The following is a 25,587-nucleotide window of genomic DNA, read 5'->3' as shown; positions in this document are numbered from 1 at the left end:
GGACGAAGATCTCGCACGCCTGGCCGATTCCGCGCGGCGCCGACCCGTACCACTGGTTATTGCCTCGCGTACGCGCGGGCGAGAATAATGTTTGGCTTGCCTTTGCCAACTGGACACCCGCGTCCGGCGTGAGTTTTGGTCTGAGCGGCGTGTTTGGCCCGGATACTTTTGCGTTTCCACGTACCGAAATCAAAGTGCCGGGCACGGATGGCTTGGCGGTGCTGGATATGACTACCGGGTCAGCAGAAACCGCATATCCTAATCATGTGGTAAGACGAAAGGATCTGGTATTGATGCGTCAACCGCACTATTACACCCCGCTGGTCATGCCGTCCAGCCAGTAAACACAAGGAGCGGCCTGTTATGACTGTCGTGATCTTCAACGGTGCAACAGTCGCTCTTATTAAAGCTGATGTATGTCGTTATGTTCTGGCGGCCACCCTGCCGCCAGAACAGGAAAGACGTTTAATCACCAGGAGACTCTATGTCTGCCACACCCCCGCCAAAGAGTGTCATTCCGATTGGCATCCTTTACTCCGTATCCGGCGATTATGCCGTGATCGGTCGCGAAATGCTTAACGGTATCCTGCTGGCGATTGAAGAGATCAACGCAAATCCTGATTACCCCTTTACCCTCGCCCCAGTGGTGCGCGATCCCGGCGGCTCGCTGGATAAATATTATGACTATTGCCACGACTTACTTTATCGCCACGGCGTACGTCATGTGATCGGTTGCTACACTTCTGCAGCGCGCAAAACCATTCTTCCGCTGATTGAAGCTGCCAACGCACTGCTATGGCACTCCGCACGTTATGAAGGTTTCGAAAGCAGCAACAGCGTGATTTATCTGGGCGCAACGCCAAATCAGCATGTTTTGCCGCTCCTGAAATGGCTGCTGCTGCAGCAGGATGTCGCGATGTATCACGTAGGATCGAATTACGTCTGGTCATGGGAAATGGATCGCATCACTCGTGAAGCAGTGATCCCGGCTGGTGGTGAGGTTTTAGCCAGCAAGTTACTGCCGCTTGGCGAAGAGAATGTCGATGAGCTGATTGCTGATATCATCGCACAGCGGCCCAGGGTGCTGCTCAACACCATGGTGGGTAAAAGTGCCTACAGTTTCTACCGTGCCTGGCATCGAGCAAGCCAACTGCAGCCATGGCTCAATGACGTATTAAAATTAAGCCTGACGCTGTGCGAGCCGGAAGTGAACATGATTGGCGCAGAAGCTCTTGAAGGATATCTGGTCTCAGCGAGTTGGTTTCAGTCCATCGACAGTGCCGCCAACCACGATTTTTTACGCTGCTACCGCCAGCGTTTTGGCGAAGACGTGTCCCCCTCCGTTGACAGCCAAAGTGCCTGGTTGGCGGGACACCTGCTGGCGCGCGCTATCAACCGTCAAGGTGATGCTGACGTTGAGGCCGTGCGTGCTGCCGTGCTTAAAGATGAGATGGATTCCCCCGCCGGACCGATCCGAATTGATGCCGATAATAATCACAGCTGGCTGACGCCGCATCTGGCGCGCTGTCATGATGGCAAGCTAAAAAGTTTTTGGCAGGCACCACAACCGGTAAAGCCTGATCCCTGGTTAGCCTGGACCGATCTCGATAATCTGAATCAGGATGGAGAGCGCACATGAGCCGAAAAAACGTGCAAATGCGCGGACTCAAAGTGTGCGTGATGGGCTGTGCGGATCGTGATAATCATCACCTGGAGCAACAATTTTCCCGTATGGGCATTCGGGGAGAATTTTTCCCGGCCTTCCCAGATGAAGAGCAGCTCGTCGGGCAACAGTTACTGGTGTTCGATGGCGACAACCCAGCGCTGTTTCATCCCACCAACAAATTGCCCTGGCCGCCCTTACCTAAAATTGCGCTCACCGCGATGGAAACACCTTCGCGACTGCAGTGGATCACTGAGCAGAAAATTGACAGCTATATGCGTAAACCGGTGCGCTTCGACGGCGTGATGACTGCCTTCACGCTGGCGCTTGAGAGTGCAGCGCGTTTTGCCCAACTGGAACAACAACTTAAGCGTCAGGAGGAACGTCTGCGCGCGCGCAGGTACCTGTTCTCCGCGCAAATACAGGTGATGCAAGCATTTCAGTTAGGGGAAGATGATGCTTACAACCTGCTACGTCTTGCGGCCATGGCGCAGCATATGACGATTGAGAATCTCAGCTGCGAATTTCTTAACAATCAAACATCCTGGTTAAACCTGCTTAAAGCGCTGGCAGCTGAGAAATTATGAAAGTGGTTCAGGCAACGTGAAAAACTCACTCATCTTGCACATTAAGTTCGCGCACATAATCAAGAAAAGCCTGCAGCGGTGCTGGGATCAAACGGCGGTCGTTATAGTAAAGCCACAGTCCGGAAAAGCTCTGCCACCACTCGCTTAGGATGGGTTGCAGGCTGCCATTATCCAGTGCGGGTTTGATCCAATCCTCAAACAGATAGACCACCCCTGCGCCGGATACCGCAGCCGCGACCGTGAGATCCATGGCCGCGCCGATGCTGCAAATAAGCGGCCCCTTAGGCTGTAAACGCACCACCTCTTCGCCCTTTTCAAACTCCCAATCTGCAATGACTCCTGTGGCATAGCGGCCATATAGACAACGATGCTGTAGCAAATCACGTGGATGTTGTGGCGTGCCAAATTTTGCAAGATAAGCGGATGAGGCCGCTGCTGCAAAGCGTTGTACGCGGGGTCCAATCGGTAATGCCACCATATCCTGTTCGAGATGATCGTCGTAACGAATTCCGGCATCACAGCCGTCGCGGAAGATATCCTGCACATTGCTTTCCGCCACCACTTCCAGCTGTATGTCAGGATATCGCGCCAAAAAGCCGGGCACGATAGAGGGCAAAACCAGGCGGGCCGCGCTAACGGGCACATTGATTCTTAACGTGCCACCCGGTGTGTTGCGGAAATGATTGAGCGAATCGAGTGCCGCATCCACTTCATTCATTGCTGGCATTAAGCGCGTCATTAACGCCCTGCCTGCTTCGGTGAGCGCGACGGTGCGCGTGGTGCGATTGAACAACCGCACGCCCAACTGCTCCTCAGCTCGTCTTACGGCGTCACTTAAACGAGAAGGATTGCTTCCCGTCATGCGGGCGGCTTCACGAAATCCGCCCGCTTTTGCCACGGCCACCACCGCATGTAGCAGTGCAATATCCAATGCCATTGTTCGCCATTCCGCACACTGTGTCCTGATTTCACCGGATAGTTGCACAGCCATGCGTCGATTACAATCTGTACACACATCGACGAAGGAGGTTTCCATGTCTCACAACGTAAATACTTATACTTTGGGCGATCGTCAGGTTAAACGCCTCGGTTATGGCGCCATGCAGCTCGCTGGCAAAGGCGTGTTTGGCCTACCGGCAGATGAGAATCGGGCATTACAGGTGCTACGTGATGCGGTGGCTGCTGGCGTGAATCATATCGATACCAGCGACTTTTACGGTCCGCACATTACTAATCAACTGATTAAAAAAGCCCTGCATCCCTATTCCGACGATCTGGTGATCGTCACTAAAGTCGGTGCACGTCGTGATGCGAAAGGAGGCTGGTTGCCCGCTTTCTCGCCCGATGAATTGACCCAGGCGGTAGAAGACAATCTGCGTCATCTTGGTCTGGAGGTGATGGAAGTCGTGAATCTGCGTTCGATGCTCGACGTGCACGCACCTGCAGAAGGCTCACTCGAACCGCAGGTCGAAGCGATGATCAAGCTTAAAGAGCGCGGACTGGTTAAGCATATTGGTCTGAGCAACGTAACGGCCAAACAAGTGGCGGACGCGCAGAAAATGACGCCCATCGCCTGTGTGCAGAATCTTTACAATCTGGCGAATCGCCAGGATGAAGCGTTGGTCGATCAACTGGCTGCGCAGGGCATTCCTTATGTGCCGTTCTTCCCATTGGGTGGTTTCTCACCGCTGCAATCCGAGCAGCTTACCGCCGTGGCCGAAGAGTTGAATGCCACTACATTGCAGGTTGCCCTGGCCTGGTTACTTCAGCGTTCGCCAAACATTCTGTTGATTCCTGGCACATCATCACCAGAACATCTCCAGCAGAATCTCGCCAGTGGCGATCTGGTGTTGAGTGCTGATGTCGTGCAACGTTTAAACGGCATCGCTTAGTCCTGAATGACGCGGCCCCCGGGCCGCCCAACATTATGATTGCATGCGCACACGTCTACGAACGCGCTAAAATCCCGCTCTCCATCAGACATGCCTTCAATACACCAAACGCATCCTGACACTGACGCTCATCCACGCAGGCATAACCCAGCAGCAATCCTCGTCGCTCCTGCTGGTGCATGTAATATTGCGACAGCGGTCTAACCTTCACACCGCGCCGCAGCGCCAGTGCAGCAATCGCCACATCATCACATCCAGCCGGTAAATTCACCACCAGATGCAAGCCCGCTTCATGATTGACGCGCGGCATAAAATCAGCGCCAAGATAACGCTCAATCAGACCCGCTAAAAATCGACGACGCTGGCTGTAGAGTTTGCGCATACGGCGGATATGCGCCATGTAATGCCCTTTCTGGATAAATTCCGCCAGCGCCCGCTGCACCAGCAGATGCCCGCCACGATAGAGTTCCGCCGCCGCCACGCGTAAAGGTTGAGCCAGCGCTTTTGGCACCACCAGATAACCCAGTCGCAGTGCCGGATAGAGCGTTTTGCTGAACGTGCCCATGTAAATCACCGGCGCATCGGGCTCAAAACCTTGCAGCGAGGGAAATGGCTGACCCGCGAAGCGAAACTCACTGTCGTAGTCATCCTCTATCAACCAGGTTTTATGTTTGCTGGCTAAATCCAGCAACTGCTTACGTCTTTCAAGGCTGAGATGAACGCCCAATGGGTATTGGTGTGACGGTGTCACAAATATCACTTTTGGCGCCCGACTGCGCGGCGGTAAGTCAGGAATAATGCCCTGATCGTCGACCGGCATGGCCTGTATTTTCAACCCATTGATGCGTAAAAGATTACGGGTTCCCCAGTAGCCAGGCTCTTCAATCCACGCGGTATCACCCGGATCGCAGAGTACGCGCGTGACCAGATCAACCGCCTGATGGATGCCTTCGGTGATGATGATTTGATCCGCATCCGCACGCACCGATCGGGCCACGCTGAGATAGTCCGCCAGTGCCTGTCGCAATAGCGGACAGCCGCCATTGCTGCTGTAAATTAGTCGATCAACATCGGGCTCGCGATTTAATCGCGCCTGAGTCTGGCTAAAGAGTTTGTGCGGAAACTGCGTGACATCCGGCGCGCCTGGCACAAACGCGCCCCATTGATACGGCGAGGCGTTGGCATGGCCCAACAGCGATGCACCGCGTTTAGAAATCGCCGCCGTTTTCACGCTCAGCGGCAGCGTCAGGTCATCGCCGCGCGGGCTGTTTAAACACCCTTCAGGCAGCGTTTCGGCGATCCAGGTTCCGCTGCCGGTGCGCGCGGTAACATAGCCCTGTGACATCAAATTTTCATAAACGTTAAGTACGGTATTACGTGACACCGATAACTCCCGTGCCATATCGCGCGTGGCCGGTAATCGCGTGGCGCGTGGAAAAATCCCCTCAACAATCGCCGCCTGCATACACGCCAACAGGCGCTGCTGCAACGTCCCTTCCGGCATAAACTGCAAACGTTCTAATACATGATCGGCGTACAAACTCCGCAATTGGCTCCATCCTTTTCTGTAAAAGTGGCTCTGGCAACTAACCTTAGCGCAGGGATAAATAAGCGTGTTTGTCGTGATTTGTAAAGACGCTTATCGCTAAGGAAAGGTTATGGAAGGTAAAAACAGCCAGCTGCAACAACGTAAAGATGACGCACTCCCACGTGGCACCGGTAATCTTTGCCAGTGGTATGTCGATCAGGCAGAGAACGCGACGTTGCGTGACGTTGAAGGCAACAGCTGGATTGATTTCGCTGGTGGTATCGCGGTGCTCAACACCGGCCACCGTCATCCGCGCATCGTGAAAGCCATCGCGGAACAGTTAGAAAAATTCACCCATACCGCGTTCCAGGTGACGCCTTACGAGAGCTATGTCGGCCTGGCAGAGCGCATCAACAGCGTGGTGCCCATAGCCGGTAAAGCCAAAACCGCCTTTTTCTCAACCGGTGCTGAAGCGGTTGAGAATGCCGTTAAAGTTGCGCGCGCCGCCACACGCCGTCACGGCATTATCACCTTCGGTAACGCGTTCCATGGTCGTACGTTTATGACGATGGCGATGACCGGCAAAGTGGCCCCCTATAAGCGTGACTTCGGCCCGATGCCCGCTTCCGTGTGGCACGCTCGTTACCCCAACAACGTGACCGGTATCAGCGTTGATGATGCTTTGGCGAGCCTGCAAGACATCTTCACTCAGGACATCGCGCCGCAAGACGTGGCAGCCATTGTGCTGGAGCCAGTACAAGGCGAAGGCGGTTTCCACATCGCCCCTGCTGAGTTCTTCGTTCGCCTGCGCCAACTGGCCGATCAACACGGCATTCTGCTGATTACCGACGAAGTGCAAACCGGCTTTGGTCGTACTGGCAAGCTGTTTGCCATGGACCATTACACCGTTAAACCAGACTTGATCACTATGGCGAAAAGTCTGGCGGGCGGCATGCCGTTGTCTGCGGTGAGTGGTCGCGCAGAGATCATGGATGCGCCCGACCCCGGTGGGTTGGGTGGCACTTACGCCGGAAACCCGCTAGCGATTGCCGCCGCGCATGCGGTGCTGGATATTATTGCTGAAGAACAACTGTGTGAGCGCTCAGTGAAACTGGGTGCGCAACTGGTCGAATTCCTCAATGAGGCACGTCGCCACTGCCCTGCGATCACCGATATCCGCGCATTAGGTTCGATGGTCGCGGTGGAGTTTGCCGAGGCGCAAACCGCTCAGGCCATCCAGCAACACGCCATGGCGCGCGGTTTACTGTTGTTGACCTGTGGTCCGCAGGGCAACGTGATTCGCTTCCTCTATCCGCTCACTATTCCGGATGCGCAATTCAGCCAGGCGCTGGAGATTCTCAGCCATGTGCTGAGCGCGCACCAGGATTCGTAGGCCCCCAGCTTAGCCAGCCCGTATGCGGGCTGGTCATCCACCTGCTGCAGCCAGGCTGTGTCAAATCACAGCCCGAGAGACAATCTGGAGAAAACAATGAGTTCACAGAATGCTGATGCGCTTGCGCAAGGCTTAAAGCCGCGTCATGTCCGCATGTTATCCATTGCCGGTGTAATAGGTGCCGGCCTGTTTGTCGGTTCCGGTCATGCTATCGCCGAAGCAGGCCCCGCTGTGTTACTGGCCTACATCGCAGCCGGTGCGCTGGTGGTGCTGATTATGCGCATGTTAGCGGAAATGGCCGTTGCCTCACCGGACTCCGGCTCTTTCTCCACCTATGCAGATAAATCACTGGGACGCTGGGCTGGATTTACCATTGGCTGGCTCTACTGGTGGTTTTGGGTGCTGGTCATTCCGCTTGAAGCCAATGCCGCAGGCACGATATTGCACAGTTGGTTCCCGCAGATTGCCGTGTGGGAATATACCCTGGCGATCACCACGTTTCTGACGGTCAGCAACCTGTTCAGCGTGAAGAATTACGGTGAGTTCGAATTCTGGTTTGCGCTGCTGAAAGTGGTCGCCATTGTCGCCTTCCTGATTGTCGGCAGCCTGGCGATATTCGGCCTGATGCCCGGTAGCAGCACACAAGGCATTTCCCATCTCTATGACACGCACGGGTTTATGCCAAACGGCATCGGTGCCGTACTGGCTGCCATTCTGACCACCATGTTCTCCTTTATGGGAACGGAAATCGTCACCATCGCGGCAGCGGAATCACGTGAACCGAAAAAGCAGATAACGCAGGCCACCAACTCCGTGATCTGGCGTATTGCGCTGTTTTATTTGCTGTCGATCTTCATTGTTATCTCGCTGGTGCCGTGGAATACCCCATCGCTGATGAAAGCCGGTTCGTATCAAACGGCGATGGAGATGATGAATATTCCTTACGCGCGGCAAATCGTCGATGTAGTGTTGTTGATCGCGGTGTGCAGCTGTCTTAACTCTGCGCTCTATACGGCTTCACGCATGCTGTATTCGCTTTCTCGACGTCAGGATGCCCCTGCCGCGGCATCAAAAACCACGCGCAGCGGTACGCCCTGGGTTGCAGTCATCGCCTCAACTGCCGCTGCATTTCTCGCGGTGATCGCCAATTATCTGGCACCCGCAGCAGTATTTGAGTTCCTGCTAGCCAGTTCCGGCGCGATTGCGTTACTGGTTTACCTGGTGATAGCGGCCTCGCATCTGGTGTTGCGCAAAAAGCGCGAGGCACGGGGTGAGATCTTAAGTTATCGCATGTGGCTGTTCCCAGGCTTAACCTGGGCAACCATGGTGTTCATCGTGGGAGTGTTGGTCTCAATGCTGTTTATGCCGGCGCATCGCTCTGAGATCATAGCCACCGGTCTACTCACGTTGGCGGTGTTGATCACCAGCCGCATCGTGCATCGTAAACGCGCTTTGCGCGAGCGCGAGGCGTTAGTGGCAGTGCGTTCATAATGCCAGAAATTTCCGGGCTGGGAGGCCCGGAAGCCTTACTCATATTGCACATCGATACTGATCGACTCTTCCGGCACGTTAATCACCACAACGCATTTATTCCACACCGGCTTCCCTTCGGTCATATCGTGCTCAACGAAGTAGTGTTGGAAATCTTTCAATGCTTCAGTTAAATCACCAATTGCCTGTGCATCAGGTTCAAACCAGTCTGGCTCGCCGTTTTCATCCAGATAATCGAACTGGTATTCACCGCCCTCGTCATCGGCAAACAGTTCAGCTTTTACGATTAATTCGCGTGCACCTTGCGGTCCACAGCTGAAAACAATCATCGCGATGCGGCGGTAAAGGTCTTCATAGGTCATGGCAGTGTATTCCTGTTTTTAGTGAGTTCCCGTGGGCAGCGTTAGCCATAGATGGGATGACAACGTTACCGAGGGCTCTTATTGACTTTAAGGCTGATGAGAAGAGAATGAGGCTCTTCGAACAGTAAATTGAAAAAAATGGAGTTTATCATAGCCTGTTCCGCGCGTTTTCCCCGTATAACTACCGTGAATAAAATGGCCACGCTATTGGCTGCACTGCTTTTAGCAAGCTGCAGTTCCGAGCCGCCTAAATCACTGGTCACCCCGTTCCCGACAGTAACGCCGAAACCGCATCCTGTTCAGCCCGCTGCCAGCGCAGAACCGGTGCGTGGTGTGTGGCTCACCACGGTGTCGCGCCTTGACTGGCCACCCATAGCCTCAGTGAATGCCAGCCCGGCAAATCGCATCAGCCAGCAACAAAAGGCGCTGACCGATAAGCTGGATAAACTTAAAAGTCTCGGTATTAATACCGTCTTCTTCCAGGTGAAACCTGACGGCACGGCACTGTGGCGTTCTAAAATCTTACCCTGGTCAGATATGATGACCGGAAAGATTGGGGAAGATCCCGGTTACGATCCGCTGCAGTTTATGCTGGATGAAGCACACAAACGCGGTATCAAAGTGCATGCGTGGTTTAACCCTTATCGCGTTTCTACCAACGTGAAACCCTCGACGGTGGCAGGACTTAACAACACACTCTCCCTGCATCCAGCCAGCGTTTTTGTGCTCCATCGTGACTGGATCCGCACCGCAGGTGATCGCTTTGTGCTGGACCCAGGCATTCCTGATGCCCGCGACTGGATTACCAGCATCGTGGCGGAGGTGGTTGCAAATTATGATATCGATGGCGTGCAGTTTGATGACTATTTCTATGCGGAATCGCCCGGCTCAACGCTGAATGACAGCACCACCTTCCGCCAGTATGGTCAGGGATATGCCTCGAAAGCGGACTGGCGACGTCACAATACTCAGCAGCTGATTGAACAAGTGTCCCGCACCATTAAGCAGTTAAAACCGAATGTCGAATTCGGCGTCAGCCCCGCTGGTGTGTGGCGCAACGTATCCCACGATCCCGCAGGCTCAGACACGCGCGGCGCGGCGGCCTACGACGAATCTTACGCCGATACACGCAAATGGGTGCAGATGGGCCTGTTAGATTACATCGCGCCACAGATCTACTGGCCATTTTCACGCCAGGCTGCACGTTATGATGTGCTCGCGAACTGGTGGGCCAATGTAGTCAAACCCACGCACACCCGGCTCTATATCGGTGTAGCGCTGTATAAAGTCGGTGAAACCTCCAAGATGGAGCCAGACTGGACCATTAATGGCGGTGTGCCGGAACTGAAAAAACAGCTGGACCTCAATGAATCTGTGCCACAAATTAACGGCACTATTCTGTTCCGCGAAAACTACCTTAACCAACCGCAAACTCAGCAGGCGGTGAATTATTTACGCAGCCGTTGGGGAAGTTAATTTCTACAGCAACTTACAACCGATTTTTCCGGTATATCTCATCCAACATACGGAGATGAAAACTACGCCAGCAACAGACGTTGCTGGCTGCTCTTTAGACAAACGGCTCAGTTGCACTATTTAATGGAATGCTCCATTCATCACCATTAACCCGAACTTTTAAATAACGCCGAGTACGCCACTTACCCGGCTCGTACTCTTCGGGCTTACCCAGAATAAGCGTCCCGTTCAACAGCAACTCTTTGTCGTTGTTGTAGCCTATCCCCACTTTTTCATTGCCAATCCAGTGTTGTTCGAAAGCCACCACAGGTGCGGCGTCCAGTTTTTTCTCATCAGCATCTGAACAGGCGGTATAGCTTTTACGGAAGATGAAACACAATCCCGCTTTATACCGATCCTTGCCGTTCGTTTCCACCTGCGCGGTAGCAAAACCGGTGTATTGCGCCAATTTAACGTAGAGCTTCGTACGGGTGGCACCGCCTTCAATGTGCACTTTCGTCACCGGGCAGGAACCTTCGCCATACCAACTACCAACGGTACTGCCATCCTTGCGCGCTTGAAGGTAAATATTGGCGACTCCTTCAGGCGTTCGTCCAGAGTACTGAGTTTGCGTGGCGCTTTGCGATAATATTTGCGATGTCCCCCCACCACACGCACGTGAATCTGCGTCCCTTCATCGGAGAAATTAAATTCGCCAATGTAGAACCATTTCTCTTTATCGCTACGGTTATCCATATGGTGTTGCGAGGTAATATAATCGTAGTTTAGCGAGCCCTGAATGATGGCACCCCAATCCGATATTTCCATGACTCCGCGGTCACCCTCCGCCAGCAGTGACCAGGGTTCGATACCTGCGGTACTGTAATCAAACCCGGCGCTTTGATTATGAATACTTTTCTGAATGATCAACGCGCGGCAATAGCCCAATTTTAACGGGTTAGTCGTTGATTCAATCGCCAACCCCTCTATCACCCACTGACCATTAGTTAAATCCCCGGCGAATTCTGAATGTTCAATCCAGCCATTACGAATAAAGGATTGGGTGCAGCGCGGTAAATCCAACACCGGCTTTAGGGTATTTTCTTGCAAATTGAAGTTGGATAATTCAATGGCCGTGCTGTGGTCCCAGGCACCTGCTGCACGATCGGACCAGCGCGCATACACAATGCTGTCCTGACAGCCTCTTGAATAAAACTGATCAATCTTACAATCCAGCGTATCGATCAGATCCAGCGCTCGTCCGCCCAGATAGCGAAACTCCATACTGCTCACGCGCAGAAACTGCCCGCCAGTAATAATGTTGGCGTAAAAACCGACTTTATTAAATGCGGTACCGCCGTCTCCGCCGTTATTTGAACTCATGCCTTTTACCACAATGCCTGATATCTCTGCATAGCGCGCATTCACTTTGAAAAAATGGAGCCCTCGGGGCTGGGTCTCCCAATTGAAAACTAACGTGGTTGTCGGAAAGTAGCCAAAATTGACATTGGCGCCTGAAACTTTAAAACGGTTAATCTCTTTGTCTGAGATGTCGAAAGTAGACATGCTAAATACCCCGGCGGTAAAACGGATACCGGCAGCAGGCAGCACACGCTGTGACCAGGTAAACATACGTTTTACTGCCTCGATACAATCCGTTTTACCGTCGGCTATAGCACCAAAATCCAATACGGTGACGGTGCTGTAATCCTGAATCACTCGCTTCCAGCGTTTATTGCCTGCCGCGATAAAGACAATTCCACCATCGTCTGGGCTGGTGGTATCGGTCGCGTCATACACAAACACCCCGCCGCCCATTTTACTGCCTTTGGTGTACTCCAGCACCGACGCAATTTCCCCGGCGGATGTCGGTTCTGTAGCACGTAATTCATCAATGGTTTTTAACTGCACAACGGTACCCGTTGCGGCGTTGACGGCATTTTGTGGCGTGGTGTTATTGGACGCATTAACCATGGTGTACCCCTTAAATATTAAGAGAAAATAACTGCCCCCATGCAGTATAAGTAGCTGATAGTTAATATGTTGATGTGTGCCAGTGTAATTAGAGGCGTTAAACATCCAACAGATAAATGGAATTAACCAAGATAATGATTGCAGAAAGAAAGCGCAGCGGTAAGGGCGGGGTTTTACAGAATAATCGCAGGCACATTATTGCTTATCGCGGCCCCAAAAATTGAGCAATCTACGCAAGATTCCGATCGAATACCTTAAGCCGGTAACTGATTCATTCACTTATTTATTAAGGTTAAGTGAAGCTAAAACGGTGCCAGCAAGCCACGACTTGCTGGCACATCATCCTAGAATGTGGCATTAACCCCGACGTTCCAGGTCACCTGATGGTAATCGCTGTTACTGGCGACGGTAGACACGCCAGCAAAGGCATTGACCGTATCGCCCAACGGCACATTGGCACCGACCGCCACATCCAGCCAGTTTTTATCCCCAGCCGCCACCGTCCGCTCAAAAGAGGTCTGGGTGGATTTCAAACCCGCGCGTACGGTGGCATCCGTGTCACCAAACTGATGGTTATAACTGACCTGAGCCCACGGATTGACCACCCACTGCCGGCTATCGACGCGCCAGCCAATTGAACCGATCTGTGAGTGAAGCGTTTGATCAGAGAAGCGCATCGAGGTGCTGGTGTTGCCATTTTCCTGATAGCCACCCACGCGACCATAATCCAACGCATAGCTGACTACCGGGCCGGTCGTGATATGGTTCCCCAAGGGTAAATCCCAGCCGCTTTGTATCCGCATGCCCAGTAATTTACCGCTGCTGTTGCCTTGTTCAGTCCGGGTGGCAGGGCCGATGTTGATGTTACGCTCGATACTGTCGAAATCGAGATCGGCATAATGGAGATCGGCGTTGATCCAGCCTTGATCGAATAAGGTGAGCTGACTGTAGAGCGCCACCAGATTACCGCGCAGCTTGTAGTCATAGTTTGATGAGGGATCCATGCGCTGATTGCTGTTTGAGAACAACAAACCCGTTTGCCAGTTATCGGTCAATTGATAGCCGATCCCCAACGTCAGATTAGTGGTGTTTGCATCACCGTCGCTCCAGTCATCACCTTGATAATCGACGTGCTGCCCGGCATAGCCACCAAACACCGTGAACTGTCCCGCGCTGGCCGGTTGCTGGCGCTGCTGTTGCAAATGCCCATCCAGTGTATTATGCATGTCGCGCGCCATCAGCAGTGTGGATTGCGACAGTGCCGCGACCTGTGCAGGAGCATCGAGAATCGATTGAATATAATCTGCCAGCATAGCGTGCACTGCCGGGCTGGGATGCAGGCGATCGGCAAACAGATACGCTTGTGCGCTACTAAAACCGGCATCAGAGGAGTGGCATTCATCTGCAGAGGTGCCCACCGGACAGGCAATGCCGATGGTGTTGGTCAAACCATAACGTCCCGGGTTTGCGACCACCTCACTAAACAGTCCAGCGATATCCACCCGAACGATATTGCCCTTCAACGCGGCCAACTGGGCCTCTTCCTGCTGGTTGTAGCCATCGGACAAGGCTGTCACCTGAGTACTGAGTGCTTGCCAGGCGTCGTAAAGCTGTTGAGCCAATACGTCACGCGCCGTGGGGTCGCCCAAAATTTGTCCGGCGGCGGCTGTAAAGGCCTCTTTCACCGCCTGTTGACGGGCGGCAGCATCCGGTGTGGCAGCGTTATCGAGCGACTGAAAAGCCGCGACCATGGCTGATGTTCCAAACGTACTCAAGACGATCTGCACCATGTAGGGCGTCAGCCCCAATTGCGGAACATTGGGCACGATGACCGCTCCCGCGCCCGCATCCAGTAGCGTTTTGACCTGGGAAGCCGCAGAAACTGCGCTGTTGCTAATGGTTTCACGTGCGGTGAGCGGATTGGTGACGGCGGCGGCAATATCATTTGCACCGACCCAATGAATGTACAAGCCGTTGCTGTCAGCGCGCCCACCGGTGGATTGCAGATAGGTCGCCAGCTGGTCCTGGGTGTTCAAATCAGGATCCAAAGCAGGTACCGCAACAGCACCACCTTGGGCATAGTTACTGCCCCCTAAATCGGAAGGCAGTAGATTTTCACCCAGATGCGTTGCCAAAATTTCAGCGTACAGCGGATGCTGCGCGCCGTCGGCGGTAAAACGCCCAACATTGCCACCGTCGCTCAGGCTATCACCAAAAACCGTTAAGCTGTCCCACGCCTCAGCGTCAGGTGTTGCCAGCAGGGTACTTATGGTCGCTATCGCGACAAGGGAAAGTGCGGATTTGCGTTTTTTCATCATCCACTCCGTGATGAGTCAGACGGTTTGTGCCTGACGCGTAAAAGATGTGACTTGCGCATGACACCGCAGCAACACAAGTCAATAAGGTCGCATCAAGGATGCGAAAAGACGTTAAGGAGATAACAAGGACGTTTAAGGTGTAGTCAGTCAGGGAAGGTAATACCAGTTTGCATACATAAGATTACTGCGAGTATTTTTAGGAATTTAACCTCGCTCACACTATCGCACGTCTCTCATGAAGGAAGGACTGATCTATAGTTATGGGTTGCCGGGCAAGGATCCGGCAACCGCAATTTGCGCCACATCTCTGGATATGGAGTCAGTAAATGAGTGATTGTAAAGAGCAGCATCACCAACATCATGACCATCAACATGGTGCGCACTGTGGTCATACCGCGATTCGCCATGAAGGACATATCGATTACTTGCACGACGGCCATCTTCATCATCCACACGGAGATCATGTTGATGAACATGTATTACCGGTGAATGCGCACAATCCCGATCAATGCACGCCAGACCACCATTGCAGTGGTCATGAACCAGGACATGTTCATGGGCCCGGATGTGGGCATGAAGCCGTACCGCATGGCGACCATGTGGACTACCTGGTTGATGGGCATCTGCATCATCCACACGGTGATCATTGCGATAACCATGGGCCGGTTGAAATTATAGAATCCGCTAAGTCGCTGCCCTGATGCTATCCTCAGAGCCGTGGAGCGCCACTCACGGCTCTTATCAGGAAGAGAATGCCCCGTACTGCTGCCACAGCCGTTGCAATTTAACCACCACATCATTAACGACCTGGTGCCTTCTCGCTCCCGGCGCCCACAGTGCCACCAGAGTGATATTGAGTCCCTGATGCCCCACCTCAGTTGGCAAAACTTGCACCTGATGCCATTTCTGCGCCTGAAAATGCGTTGGTAGAAATCCCCAACCTTGCCCCTGCTCCATCAGAGACTGCAACATGGTTCGCTCGTTCACAAACAGTGACTGTCCCGAAATTTGCAGACGGTGCGTGATTTGTTCATCAGCATGCGCATGCATTACCAATTGCGGTTCCAGGGCGAGGTTTAGCAACGTCAGAGGTGAATCTTGATGAGCGAACAATGCTGTCGCCGCATAAAAGTTCAGTTCAATGGCACCTAACGCGCTCCACTCCATCTCATTACCTAACGAACGATTCACTGCCTGACAAATTGCCAGGTCGGCCTTGCCCGATTTTAGGGCACTCTCAGCTTCGAAACGCGAAGCACACCAGAGAGTTAATTGCACCTGCGCCCTGCTGCACTCACTGATGAATGCCTGCAAAAATAACTGCGGGACAAAAGGGTCATACACCAGCGTGATTTGCTGCGTGCGCGACTCCGGCAAGGTCTGCGCGAAAGCTTCAAATGCATGAGCCTGACGCACCAGCAAATGCGCCTGACGATGTAACTGCTCCCCCCTGGATGTCAGCACCAATTTGCGCCCTTCACGCTCAAACAACGAGTAGCCAAGGGCATCCTCCAGGTAATCGATGAGATCGCGCACGGTGGTGCGATCTTTCCTCAGTTTCTCTGCTGCACGGGAAACCGTGCCGAACTCTGCAATCGCCGCAAAGGCTTCAATTTGTGAAAAGGAATAGCGCAGCGCATTCATCTGAAATCCTATGTCTAACATTTGGGGGGGGAATTTCCCCCATGGGGTGATTTTAACCTCGCCCCATAGATTTCTATACTCGCCGCACTCTTAACTGCACTACAAAGGCACTTTTCATGCAACGTCACACCGTGATTAAACCCCTGCTGTTTTCTCTCTCACTAGCTGTGAGTAGCTATGCAACTGCTGCGACAGAGTGCGATGGCGTGGCGCTCACGCCCTGTCCTGCCCCCTTTGATCATCAGTTACCTGACCCTCACCAGATGCTGAGCTGGAGTCAAAAAGATCGAGTAGTCGGTTTCCGTAATGATTACCGAAATTATGCGGGAGATGTGTTTCATCATGGGCAAGCGAAGCCACTGGCGCGTCCCAATAACCTGTTAGTCGATGCGCAGTATCAGGTTAATGGCCACACCTATCACCTCGCTGATTACTTAAAACGTGAAAATGTCGCGGGCATGCTGGTGCTGAAAAACGGCAAAGTCGCCTACAAATATTTTGCCGAAGGTAATACCGACACCACCCTGTGGACCTCGCGCTCAGTGGGTAAATCGGTGGTGTCTACACTGGTGGGCATCGCTATCAAGCAGGGAAAAATTCATTCACTGGATGACAACATCACTGTATATGAACCCGAACTGAAGGGAACCGCATGGGATGGCGTAACCCTTAAACAGCTCATCCAGCACACTTCCGGCGTGGCATGGAATGAGGATTACACTAATCCGAACTCTGACTTTGCGCAGTTGACCCAGTGCGAAGCGCAAGCTGGCGCCTATGCCTGTGTGCGTAATATCGTCTCTCATCTGAAACGCGCGCATCCTGCGGGTGAACAGTGGTCTTACTCTTCCGGTGGCGCATGGTTGTTGGGGGATGTGCTGGAACGGGCAACAGGCAAGTCATTGGCGGCTTACCTGCAGCAAACCGTATGGCAACCCAATGGCATGGCCAGTGATGGCGTCTGGCATGCTTACCAATCAGGAAAGCATGACGTGGGTGCTCATGGTTTCAACGCCACGCTGGAAGATTGGGGTCGCTTTGGTGAATTTATCCTCAACGAAGGTCGCCTGCCCGATGGTAAGCAAATCTTGCCTGACAATTGGGTGAATGACGCAGCAACATGGACACAGGCAAAAGACTCTGTCAGTGCGGCCCATCCGGAGGGTATTTACGGTTATCAATGGTGGAATAATGCTATCCCCGCCAATGCACAACATGTCGTGCCCACTGCAGCAGAGGGGCTGAAGCACTCACTATGGGCTCTGGGCATTTATGGGCAAATCATTATGGTTAACCGTGCAGAAAACCTGGTCATCGTACAATGGTCAACCTGGCCTCAGGCTGAACCCTCCTTCAGCGCGCAGCCACTCGAAGCGGCTCTGATGTACAGCGCGATTGCGCAACAGTTGCATTAAGCAGCATTTATTCGCGCCATACAGGGGTGTGGCGCGATAAATTGCTTGTGGGTATGAGTTTACTTTTCCTCTCATTTGTCGGTTTGGGATTGCCACCCGTACTGGGAAAACTCAAGGATATGACCCACAGTTATCATTCAGGTTTACTGGTGGTGGCGGTGGCACTGATCGCGGGTGGCGTGATTGGCATTATCGCCTCGCGACCACCAAATGATCGGTTGAAAACCCTTGCTTATCCGCAGTCTGGCAAGTGACACGCTTTTTCATGCATTTTAGTTAAATGTTCTGGAAACCGCGCCGATAATTAAGCTACCTTTATCAAAGCGGACCGTAACCGGTCCGTTTACCACAACATCAGGCAACCAAAACTCAATACACCCAGCCTGCGTACGCGCAGAGAAGCACATCGCAAGAAAAGTGTTCAGCTGAGGAAATTCAGCGGAGCGGCAAACGCTGCACGCATTATGTTCAATGACATAATATCGCCTGAGGTCACACATGTTTGGGGTGAAGAAATCCAGCCTTTCTCTGCCATTTTATAAAAGTGGCGATGTACTCAAAGATATCAATGCAATCAAACAACATGTGGCATGGATTGAGTTTTCGCCCAGCGGTGAAATCCTCAGCGCCAATCCGCAATTCCTTGAGGTGACCGGCTACAGCCTGCATGAGATTCAGGGACAGCATCATCGCATTTTCTGCAGCCCGGCCTACAGCCAGTCATCGGAGTACTTTGCTTTCTGGCAGACGTTGGCCTCAGGTGAATCCGTCACCGGAATTTTTGAGCGCTTTAATAAACAACGCCAACGTTTCTACCTGAGCGCAACGTACTTCCCGGTGAGCGATGATAAAGGCAAAGTCTATAAGGTGATTAAAGTCGCCAGTGATATCACTGCCCGACATGAAGAACTTGAGCATAAAGAGGCAGTGATCACCGCTCTCGACCGCTCCATGGCCGTCATTGAATTCACGCCCGATGGTCATATTCTGACAGCCAACGCGAATTTCCTGACACACATGGGTTACGAGCTTAAAACGATTGTCGGTCAGCATCATCGCTTGTTCTGTTTCGATAACTTTTATCGGGAAAATCCCGAGTTCTGGCGCAAAATCGCTAAGGGGCAACACTTTGTCGGGCGCTTTGAGCGTAAGACCGCCGCGGGCGAACGTATCTGGCTGGAGGCGAGCTACAATCCGGTGTTTGATGCCGACGGCAAAGTGTACAAGGTGATCAAAATTGCTTCCGATATCACCACGCGGGTTGAAGCGGCAAAACGGGTCGCTGATATTGCCCTCACCACCTCAGAACAAACTTCGCAAATAACGGATAACGCCAACGAAGTGCTGGATGAAACCATCCGCAACTCAGGTCTGGTGGCAGTACAAGTCAATGCCGCCACCGATATTGGCACCCAGTTAAATGCCTCGGCGAAAAGCATCAACGAAGTGGTAGAAACCATCAATCTGATTGCTTCACAAACCAATATCCTGGCGTTAAATGCCGCGATTGAAGCCGCGCGCGCGGGTGAAGCGGGGCGTGGATTTAGTGTGGTAGCGGATGAAGTGCGGCGTCTGGCGGCTTCCACCTCCAGCGCAACCAAAAAGATCACTCAAGTCGTGGAGCACAACGCCATGCTGATTCATCAGATGGAGCAACAGTTAGGCGAAGTGAAACAGTTCGTGGTGACCGAGCAGGATAAAATCAGCGTGCTGTCACGCAGCCTGCGAGAAATAAATAGTGGTGTGCATGAGTTTGTGAATGTCATTCATCGACTGGATGTTTAGGTTATCACCCACCAGCGATGCTCAGGCGGCCTGAAGGCCGCCTTTCACTTTTAACGATGCCACGATCGGTCAGTACCTGGCAGGCTTTTACATCATCTGCGGTTCGCGAATCTCATTACCTTTGGCAAAGCGCGCCAGACTGTAAGGTTCAGCATCCGTAAACAGCGGTTGGTTATTCACCATCTGCGCACACAATAAGCCCGCACCTGGACCGATGCCGAAACCGTGGCCGCTGAAGCCTGAGGCGATAAACAGGCCCGGCACCGTATCCATCTCATCAATCACTGGCACCAGATCAGGCGTGGTGTCGATCCAGCCCCCCCAGGCATGATCGACTTTGATCCCGCTAAGCTCAGGGTAAAACTGTACCAGCATCTGCATCGCTTCCTGCACAATCGCAGGATCGCCGGCGGGATCGAGCACACGAATCTTTTCAAACGGCGATACGCCCCGGTTTGACCAGGAACCCGCAGCTTCCGGGCCATTAAAGAAAGAGCCGTTGATACGCACTTTGAGTTTTTTGGCAATTTTGCTGCGATACATCGGATAAAACTTGGTGGCATAGCGGATATTTTGCGGAGCCAGGTCGATCTGCCCACGACCGGAGAGTGCCACGGTGTAACTGCCATCCTGACGACGGCGAATGCATAATCCGCCGATGCTCAGACACCCTTTGATCACTTCCGGTGCGGCTGTGGTTTTAAACGCCGTACCCAAGATATTGGCGCTCGGCAGTTCAACACCGTACTGTTTGCAGAAGCGGGAACTCCAGGCACCGCCACAGCAGATCACCCGGTTCGCTTTCACTAAGCCACGCTCGGTCCATACGCCGGTGACGCGCCCGCCGCTGATATCCAATCCACGCACCGCGCAGTTTTGATGTACTGAAGCACCCAGATTTTTCGCGCCCGTGGCGATGGCCGGGGCGGCCATGGAGGGTTCGGCACGCGCATCGCTCGGTGACCACACGCCGCCCACCCATTGGGCCTGTTCACCAATGCGCTCGCGCGTCTCTTTGCCCGTCAATAAGTGGCTAACAAAGCCGATTTGTTTCGCCTGCTTGCCCCAGGCTTCCCAGCGCGCCACATCCGCTTCACTCAGCGTGCCGTAGGTGATTCCCTGGCGGCTAAAGCCAAGATCGAGTCCGATTTCGCCGCTCAACGCTTCCCAACGCTGCAAACTGCGTATCGCCATCGGCAGCTCATACAGATCGCGATTCTGCTGGCGAACCCAGCCCCAGTTGCGTCCCGACTGCTCACCGCCAATCACGCCTTTTTCAAACAGCGCCACGGAAACGCCCTGCTTTGCCAGTTCATAACTGACGGAAGTACCAATAATCCCGCCGCCGATGACGATGACATCCACCGCGCTGGGGAAAGTTTCACTGTCTGCTACGGTATTCACGTTGATGCGCATGATGTTCAATCCTGACCTTTATAAATGTTGCTCAGAGGAAATATGCATGATCCACAACACAGTCGCGTCACTGGACGTCGGGTTAAAAATGTTGTGCGGGAGATGGCTCTGAAATTGAAAACTGTCACCGGGTGTCAAAAGCACGGTGTCACCGTCAATCTCCAGCGTCAGTTCACCCGCCATCACTAAGCCTGCTTTTTCCCCCTTCCCCATTAACATCTCAGCGGAGTGCACGCCTGCCGGGATATTGATGAACATGAACTGCAAATCATGGTCGCCCGAGGGAGAAAGCATCTGTTTAGAAATGCCCTGTTTACCCACGTTAAAGTGCGGGCGTTCCGCTGCGCGCCGGACATAATGCTCAGCACCACGAGTGTGAGCTTCGGCCTCTTCCAGAAAGGCCGAAAGGGGGACTTTTAAGACCAGACGCAGTTGTTCCAGCACACGCACTGTCGGATTCGTCAGATTGCGTTCGATCTGACTGATCGCGCCAGCGGAGACATTCGCCAGCAGCGCCAATTCAGTAATGGTCATATTCCGCGCCTTGCGCACACGTTTTACGCGGGAGCCGATATCCGCTTCCTGCGCGCCTGACTCCCCTTTGATGATCGATTCTTTTTTCATCGGCTGAATTCCATTCGCATCCCTGTCAGCTGTGCTTAAGGGTGTCATCAATCAGGGCATGCCCCATTTGGTTTTAATCGTCTGCAACGTGCCATCCTCTTTCATGCTGGTTAACGCGCTATTGATCTGCGCCATTAACGCATCGTTGCCTTTCTTCACGCCAAACGCCATGGGGGAAACATGCTCCGGTTTATAACCGTCCACTACATGCATGCCTTTTAGTCCACCGGCTTTTTCCTGCGCTTTTAATATCGGATAGTCATTTAATCCGGCCGCCACGCGACCCAGTGACAAATCTCGCGTCATATCCGCAGGGCTGTCGTAGACCTTCACTTCTTTCGCAATACCGCTGGCCATCAGGCTTTGGGTATAATCGGTACCGGCCATGGTGCCTACCACTTCACCCTTAAGATCCTGCCAGGAGTTATACGCTTTTTTATTGTCATCCCGCACGATCAATCCCGCGCCAAAAGCCGTCACCGGTTGAGAGAACGTAATACGTTTCGCGCGCTCTTCAGTCGGTGTCATTCCCGCCACTATCATGTCAATCTTTCCGGCAATAACAGATTGTATCAGCGTGGAAAAAGGGATTGCGCTGTATTGGATGTCCAAATGCTCACGTTTAGCCACTTCTGCGGCCACATCCGGCATAAAACCCTCAATCTTGCCCGTTTGGGTATTGAGAAAGGTAGTGGGTGCACTCGATGGCGGTGAACCCGCGGTTAACACCGCTGCACTGGCATTGAAACTCAACGCAGCCGTGAGGCCGAGGATCATCAACGGGGAACGAATGGCAAACATGGCTCACTCCTGGGTGCAATGAAAGGGATAATGCTCTTTTTCACTATAATGAAAATTGCACACCTGCTGTCAACGATTTATTTAATGAAAATGCGCCAACTCACAAATTAACAATAAAGCCTTTGATTTCACTAAATATCACACCTATAGCTTGTTCGTATGAGCGTAATAAGTAAATGCTATCTCTGTCATGAGAGTAAAGATTGACAGCGATTTGCTATCAACGATATTCATTATAATGAATTTATCGCCTGATTTTAGGGTGACACTACAAGCCAGGAGAACAAAATGGACTGGAGCAGCATCCACCAGTATCTGCCCTTTTTATTGAAAGGGGCTGAAATGACGATCTATATCACCCTTTTGTCTCTGATAATCAGTACGCCATTAGGGTTGATTTTTGCCGCAGCCAAAATGTGTCCGTGGAAAATCATTTCATGGCCCATCGCCACCATCATTAATATCACGCGTGGTCTGCCGATGATTGTGGTGCTGTTTTATATCTACTTTGTCTTCCCGGATATTGGCATCACCCTCACCTCGTTTCAGGCCAGTGTTATTGGTATCGCCTTTTGCTTTTCCACTTACATCGCAGAAATATTTCGTTCCGGCATTGAATCGGTTGATCGCGGGCAGCTTGAAGCCGCGCGATCAATGGGCATGAGTTATGGCTAAGCCATGCGCCGCGTGGTGCTGCCTCAGGCTTTCCATGTTGCCTTACCCCCGTTCAGCAATACGCTCGTGATGATGCTCAAGGACTCTGCGCTTGCCTCGACCATTGCGGTGACGGAAATGACACGTCAGGGCCAGCTGATTGCTGCCTCAACCTTCGATAACACCACGGTGTACACGCTGGTGGCACTGCTGTATCTGGTGCTTTGCCTGCCGCTGCTGGCACTCACCAAGAAGCTGGAAAAACGTCAGATGAAAGGGGCTTAAGATGATTGAAATTCATGAGGTACACAAAAAATTCGGCCCCATTGAGGTGCTGAAAGGCGTGAGTTTCAAGGTCAGCGAAGGTGAAGTGGTTTGCCTGATTGGCCCTTCGGGTTCAGGTAAATCAACCATACTGCGCTGCATCAACGGCCTTGAAACCTATGAAGGCGGCGATATCACCGTACTGGGCCAGCGCGTCAACAACAAGCACAAGAGCATTAACGACCTGCGGCGTCAGATTGGCATGGTGTTTCAGCGTTTCAACCTTTTCCCGCATCGCAGCGTGCTGGAAAACGTGATGGAGGGTCCGATTCACGTCAACGGTGAATCTCGCAACGTGGCGGAAAAGCGCGCCAAAGACTTACTGGCAATGGTAGGTCTGGCTGAGAAAATCAATGCATGGCCAGCCCAGTTATCTGGCGGACAGCAACAGCGCGTGGCGATTGCCCGCACGCTGGCCCTACAGCCCAAAGCGATCTTATTTGATGAGCCCACCTCCGCGCTTGATCCCGAATTAGTGGGTGAAGTGCTGCAGGTCATGCGCAATCTCGCCCGTGAAGGGATGACCATGATCGTGGTCACCCATGAGATGCAGTTCGCGCGTGAAGTGGCCGATCGCGTCTGCTTCCTGCACAGCGGACAGATTGTAGAACAAGGTCCCGCTGACAACCTGTTACTGCGACCACAAGAAGCGCGCACGCAAGATTTCCTGCGCCGTGTTCTGGGTAACACCGTTGCGCAGCCCTGCTCATGCTGCCAAACGCTGAGTTAGGCGGCGCTCTCACCCCCTTTCAAAGTGCAGGCAGGCGTCGCCTGGAACCGACTCAGATGACTGATCGGGGGTGAATGGACGCCGCCCCCCACTTGCAGCGTGAAGCATGGTGAGGAAACAAAAGTTTCTGCCAAAGCCGTGCGAATAATCATTCAAATATGTTATTCGCAAGGCAATAAGTCCCCTCAGGTTTTACTGCAATCGCTTAATCTGAATTGAGTTTTTCCCCAATGCACTTTGCCATTGTGGTGAGTGCTATTTGTCACTGCTTACAGGAAAAAGAACTGATGAAGGTGCAAAAAATTGAACAGCCAGCGTTAATTGAAACAATGGAACCCTGGGGCAGCGTGGAAGGCTTACCGGGCAGCGGCACTATTGCCCTTTCCGGTATCCAGAAAGTGATTCCCGGCAAAGAAGATATCGATACGGGCATATTTGAATGCGCAGCAGGTTCCTATCGTCGCTCAGTGAAACAGGCTGAAATTATGCATTTTCTTAACGGCACAGGTTCATTTACTCCTGATGGCGAAGCAACCCTAAATTTTAAACCGGGTGATTCCTTTTTCTTCGAAGCCAATACTGAAGGGACCTGGGTAATTGAAAACACGATGCGTAAACTGTATGTGATTTTTGATGCCAGCTAATTTATTTCCGCATTTATAAATGGCGCGTTAATTCGCGCCTTTTTTATATCCTCGCTGTGACATCCCGGTGCATATTTTTTCGCCTTGCACCAGTAAAACTCAGATCTCCTGCTTATTACTGCCCAGAAATGTCAATTAAATCAGGCATAAAAATAATGGCACGCGCCTTGCTATGAAATTGGTAGAGATGTTGGACCAATTAAGGCCGCGCTATGCAATCTCCTTTTGAGCTTCAACCGATAACCACACCGCGCAGTGACACGCTGATTCTTGATGCACTCACGCGTTTTATGGCGCAATCCGGCGCGCAGCCGGGGAGTCGCTTACCGCCTGAACGCGAGCTGGCGGAAAAACTCGGGGTGAGCCGCAACACCGTGCGTGAGGCGTTAAAACGCTGGGAAGCACTGGGCATCATTCTGCGTAAGAAAGGCAGCGGCACGTTTTTGCAGGCAGATGTCGGCATCAACGACAGCTTTCTCTCGCTGCGATTCAAAAATGACTCCGCCAATATGCTGCACGCGCTGGAGGTCCGTCGCATTATCGAATCAGAATCCTGTGTGCTCGCTGCACAGCGTGCAAGCGCCGAAGACCTGCTGGAAATCGAACAGCGATTGATTGAAATGGAGCGCGTGCATCTGGCGGTCGGCTCAGCCGGTGCCGAAGACTGGGCGTTTCACACCAGCATTTATCGCGCTTCAGGCAACCCCCTTCTGCTGCAAATGCTCAACGGCATCTACGACAGCATGCACGCCTTTTTTGAATCGCCACCGGAGCAGGCACTGTTTGCCGACTCCTTCCCGTTACACCGCGATCTCTTCAATGCCATTTGCCAGCGGGATGGTGAAGCCGCGCGCGCCATTTGCCATCAAATTCTCGATATCACTGAA

Annotated in this window: 23 protein-coding genes and 3 pseudogenes; 15 read left to right on the top strand and 11 right to left on the bottom strand. The window is 52.7% G+C overall.

The annotated features are described in order from the left end of the window. The 3 genes and pseudogenes from RT340_RS11170 to RT340_RS11160 all read left to right on the top strand — a co-directional run. Window positions 1-344, top strand: a pseudogene (locus RT340_RS11170) (amidohydrolase); the annotation flags it as partial. 140 nt (window positions 345-484) lie between these two features. Continuing rightward, a complete protein-coding gene (locus RT340_RS11165) occupies window positions 485-1,639 on the top strand; it encodes a transporter substrate-binding domain-containing protein (RefSeq protein ID WP_313375991.1) in 1,155 nt (384 codons plus the stop codon). Then, complete coding sequence (locus tag RT340_RS11160) at window positions 1,636-2,250, top strand: ANTAR domain-containing response regulator (RefSeq protein WP_313375989.1); 615 nt, start codon at window positions 1,636-1,638, stop codon at window positions 2,248-2,250. The genes RT340_RS11165 and RT340_RS11160 overlap by 4 nt, the downstream gene beginning before the upstream one ends. Window positions 2,251-2,275: 25 nt before the next feature. Here the strand turns inward: RT340_RS11160 and RT340_RS11155 are convergent, their stop codons facing one another. Then, the gene (locus RT340_RS11155; protein ID WP_313375987.1) at window positions 2,276-3,187 is read right to left on the bottom strand and encodes a LysR family transcriptional regulator; all 912 of its coding nucleotides are present in this window, start codon (window positions 3,185-3,187) and stop codon (window positions 2,276-2,278) included. 97 nt (window positions 3,188-3,284) lie between these two features. Here RT340_RS11155 and RT340_RS11150 point away from each other — a divergent pair, with 97 nt between their 5' ends. Further along, window positions 3,285-4,142 (top strand): aldo/keto reductase family oxidoreductase, encoded by an 858-nt coding sequence (locus RT340_RS11150; protein ID WP_313375985.1) that lies wholly within the window; start codon window positions 3,285-3,287, stop codon window positions 4,140-4,142. A gap of 55 nt (window positions 4,143-4,197) precedes the next feature. Here the strand turns inward: RT340_RS11150 and RT340_RS11145 are convergent, their stop codons facing one another. Beyond that, a complete protein-coding gene (locus RT340_RS11145) occupies window positions 4,198-5,691 on the bottom strand; it encodes a PLP-dependent aminotransferase family protein (RefSeq protein ID WP_313375983.1) in 1,494 nt (497 codons plus the stop codon). Between the two features lie 109 nt (window positions 5,692-5,800). Between RT340_RS11145 and gabT the strand changes: the two genes are divergently transcribed. Further along, complete coding sequence (gabT, locus tag RT340_RS11140; RefSeq protein WP_313375981.1) at window positions 5,801-7,063, top strand: 4-aminobutyrate--2-oxoglutarate transaminase; 1,263 nt, start codon at window positions 5,801-5,803, stop codon at window positions 7,061-7,063. Window positions 7,064-7,159: 96 nt separating this feature from the next. After that, window positions 7,160-8,554: a GABA permease gene (gabP, locus tag RT340_RS11135; protein ID WP_313375979.1), complete on the top strand. Its 1,395-nt coding sequence runs from the start codon at window positions 7,160-7,162 to the stop codon at window positions 8,552-8,554. A 35-nt stretch (window positions 8,555-8,589) separates the two neighbouring features. Here gabP and RT340_RS11130 read toward each other — a convergent pair whose 3' ends face one another. Then, entirely contained in the window at window positions 8,590-8,916 is a 327-nt protein-coding gene (locus RT340_RS11130) for a hypothetical protein (RefSeq protein ID WP_045815361.1), read from the bottom strand. 138 nt (window positions 8,917-9,054) lie between these two features. Here RT340_RS11130 and RT340_RS11125 point away from each other — a divergent pair, with 138 nt between their 5' ends. After that, window positions 9,055-10,392, top strand: a complete 1,338-nt coding sequence (locus RT340_RS11125) for a glycoside hydrolase family 10 protein (RefSeq protein WP_313375973.1) — start codon at window positions 9,055-9,057, stop codon at window positions 10,390-10,392. A gap of 94 nt (window positions 10,393-10,486) precedes the next feature. Here the strand turns inward: RT340_RS11125 and RT340_RS11120 are convergent, their stop codons facing one another. The 4 genes from RT340_RS11120 to RT340_RS11105 all read right to left on the bottom strand — a co-directional run bounded on the left by RT340_RS11120 (window position 10,487) and on the right by RT340_RS11105 (window position 15,116). Beyond that, window positions 10,487-10,894 (bottom strand): hypothetical protein, encoded by a 408-nt coding sequence (locus tag RT340_RS11120; protein ID WP_313375971.1) that lies wholly within the window; start codon window positions 10,892-10,894, stop codon window positions 10,487-10,489. Continuing rightward, window positions 10,891-12,450: a hypothetical protein gene (locus RT340_RS11115; RefSeq protein ID WP_313375969.1), complete on the bottom strand. Its 1,560-nt coding sequence runs from the start codon at window positions 12,448-12,450 to the stop codon at window positions 10,891-10,893. Before RT340_RS11115 ends, RT340_RS11120 begins: the two co-directional genes overlap by 4 nt. A 239-nt stretch (window positions 12,451-12,689) precedes the next feature. After that, complete coding sequence (locus RT340_RS11110) at window positions 12,690-14,660, bottom strand: autotransporter outer membrane beta-barrel domain-containing protein (RefSeq protein WP_313375967.1); 1,971 nt, start codon at window positions 14,658-14,660, stop codon at window positions 12,690-12,692. A gap of 261 nt (window positions 14,661-14,921) precedes the next feature. Further along, the gene (locus tag RT340_RS11105; RefSeq protein ID WP_313375965.1) at window positions 14,922-15,116 is read right to left on the bottom strand and encodes a hypothetical protein; all 195 of its coding nucleotides are present in this window, start codon (window positions 15,114-15,116) and stop codon (window positions 14,922-14,924) included. A gap of 36 nt (window positions 15,117-15,152) precedes the next feature. Here RT340_RS11105 and RT340_RS11100 point away from each other — a divergent pair, with 36 nt between their 5' ends. Next, on the top strand, window positions 15,153-15,341 hold the full coding sequence (locus RT340_RS11100) for a hypothetical protein (protein WP_202404561.1): 189 nt from the start codon (window positions 15,153-15,155) through the stop codon (window positions 15,339-15,341). A 63-nt stretch (window positions 15,342-15,404) separates the two neighbouring features. On the opposite strand, the gene RT340_RS11095 is transcribed toward RT340_RS11100, so the two are convergent. Continuing rightward, window positions 15,405-16,307 (bottom strand): LysR family transcriptional regulator, encoded by a 903-nt coding sequence (locus RT340_RS11095; protein WP_313375961.1) that lies wholly within the window; start codon window positions 16,305-16,307, stop codon window positions 15,405-15,407. A gap of 116 nt (window positions 16,308-16,423) precedes the next feature. Here RT340_RS11095 and RT340_RS11090 point away from each other — a divergent pair, with 116 nt between their 5' ends. From RT340_RS11090 to RT340_RS11080, 3 genes and pseudogenes are all read left to right on the top strand, one after another. Continuing rightward, the gene (locus RT340_RS11090; RefSeq protein WP_313375959.1) at window positions 16,424-17,722 is read left to right on the top strand and encodes a serine hydrolase; all 1,299 of its coding nucleotides are present in this window, start codon (window positions 16,424-16,426) and stop codon (window positions 17,720-17,722) included. 71 nt (window positions 17,723-17,793) lie between these two features. After that, window positions 17,794-17,976, top strand: a pseudogene (locus RT340_RS11085) (MFS transporter); the annotation flags it as partial. 244 nt (window positions 17,977-18,220) lie between these two features. After that, complete coding sequence (locus RT340_RS11080; RefSeq protein WP_058961052.1) at window positions 18,221-19,507, top strand: methyl-accepting chemotaxis protein; 1,287 nt, start codon at window positions 18,221-18,223, stop codon at window positions 19,505-19,507. Window positions 19,508-19,594: 87 nt separating this feature from the next. Here the strand turns inward: RT340_RS11080 and RT340_RS11075 are convergent, their stop codons facing one another. Genes RT340_RS11075 through RT340_RS11065 form a run of 3 tightly spaced genes read right to left on the bottom strand, consistent with a single transcriptional unit; the run spans window position 19,595 to window position 22,348 of the window. Then, complete coding sequence (locus RT340_RS11075) at window positions 19,595-20,923, bottom strand: FAD-binding oxidoreductase (RefSeq protein ID WP_313375956.1); 1,329 nt, start codon at window positions 20,921-20,923, stop codon at window positions 19,595-19,597. An 18-nt stretch (window positions 20,924-20,941) separates the two neighbouring features. After that, window positions 20,942-21,547 (bottom strand): cupin domain-containing protein, encoded by a 606-nt coding sequence (locus tag RT340_RS11070; protein ID WP_313375954.1) that lies wholly within the window; start codon window positions 21,545-21,547, stop codon window positions 20,942-20,944. A gap of 51 nt (window positions 21,548-21,598) precedes the next feature. Continuing rightward, on the bottom strand, window positions 21,599-22,348 hold the full coding sequence (locus tag RT340_RS11065) for a transporter substrate-binding domain-containing protein (protein ID WP_097117883.1): 750 nt from the start codon (window positions 22,346-22,348) through the stop codon (window positions 21,599-21,601). 288 nt (window positions 22,349-22,636) lie between these two features. On the opposite strand from RT340_RS11065, the pseudogene RT340_RS11060 reads away from it, so the two are divergent. The 4 genes and pseudogenes from RT340_RS11060 to RT340_RS11045 form a co-directional block, all read left to right on the top strand. Then, window positions 22,637-23,287, top strand: a pseudogene (locus RT340_RS11060) (amino acid ABC transporter permease). A gap of 1 nt (window position 23,288) precedes the next feature. Then, window positions 23,289-24,056, top strand: a complete 768-nt coding sequence (locus RT340_RS11055; protein ID WP_034829813.1) for an amino acid ABC transporter ATP-binding protein — start codon at window positions 23,289-23,291, stop codon at window positions 24,054-24,056. Between the two features lie 287 nt (window positions 24,057-24,343). Then, window positions 24,344-24,700 (top strand): cupin domain-containing protein, encoded by a 357-nt coding sequence (locus RT340_RS11050; protein ID WP_045815471.1) that lies wholly within the window; start codon window positions 24,344-24,346, stop codon window positions 24,698-24,700. Window positions 24,701-24,912: 212 nt separating this feature from the next. After that, a partial coding sequence (locus RT340_RS11045; protein WP_313375951.1) for a FadR/GntR family transcriptional regulator occupies window positions 24,913-25,587 on the top strand: 675 nt, incomplete at its 3' end.

The organism is Pantoea sp. CTOTU50773, assembly GCF_032082325.1.
Lineage (GTDB): Bacteria > Pseudomonadota > Gammaproteobacteria > Enterobacterales > Enterobacteriaceae > Pantoea > Pantoea communis.
This window is presented reverse-complemented; position numbering and strand designations above follow the sequence as displayed.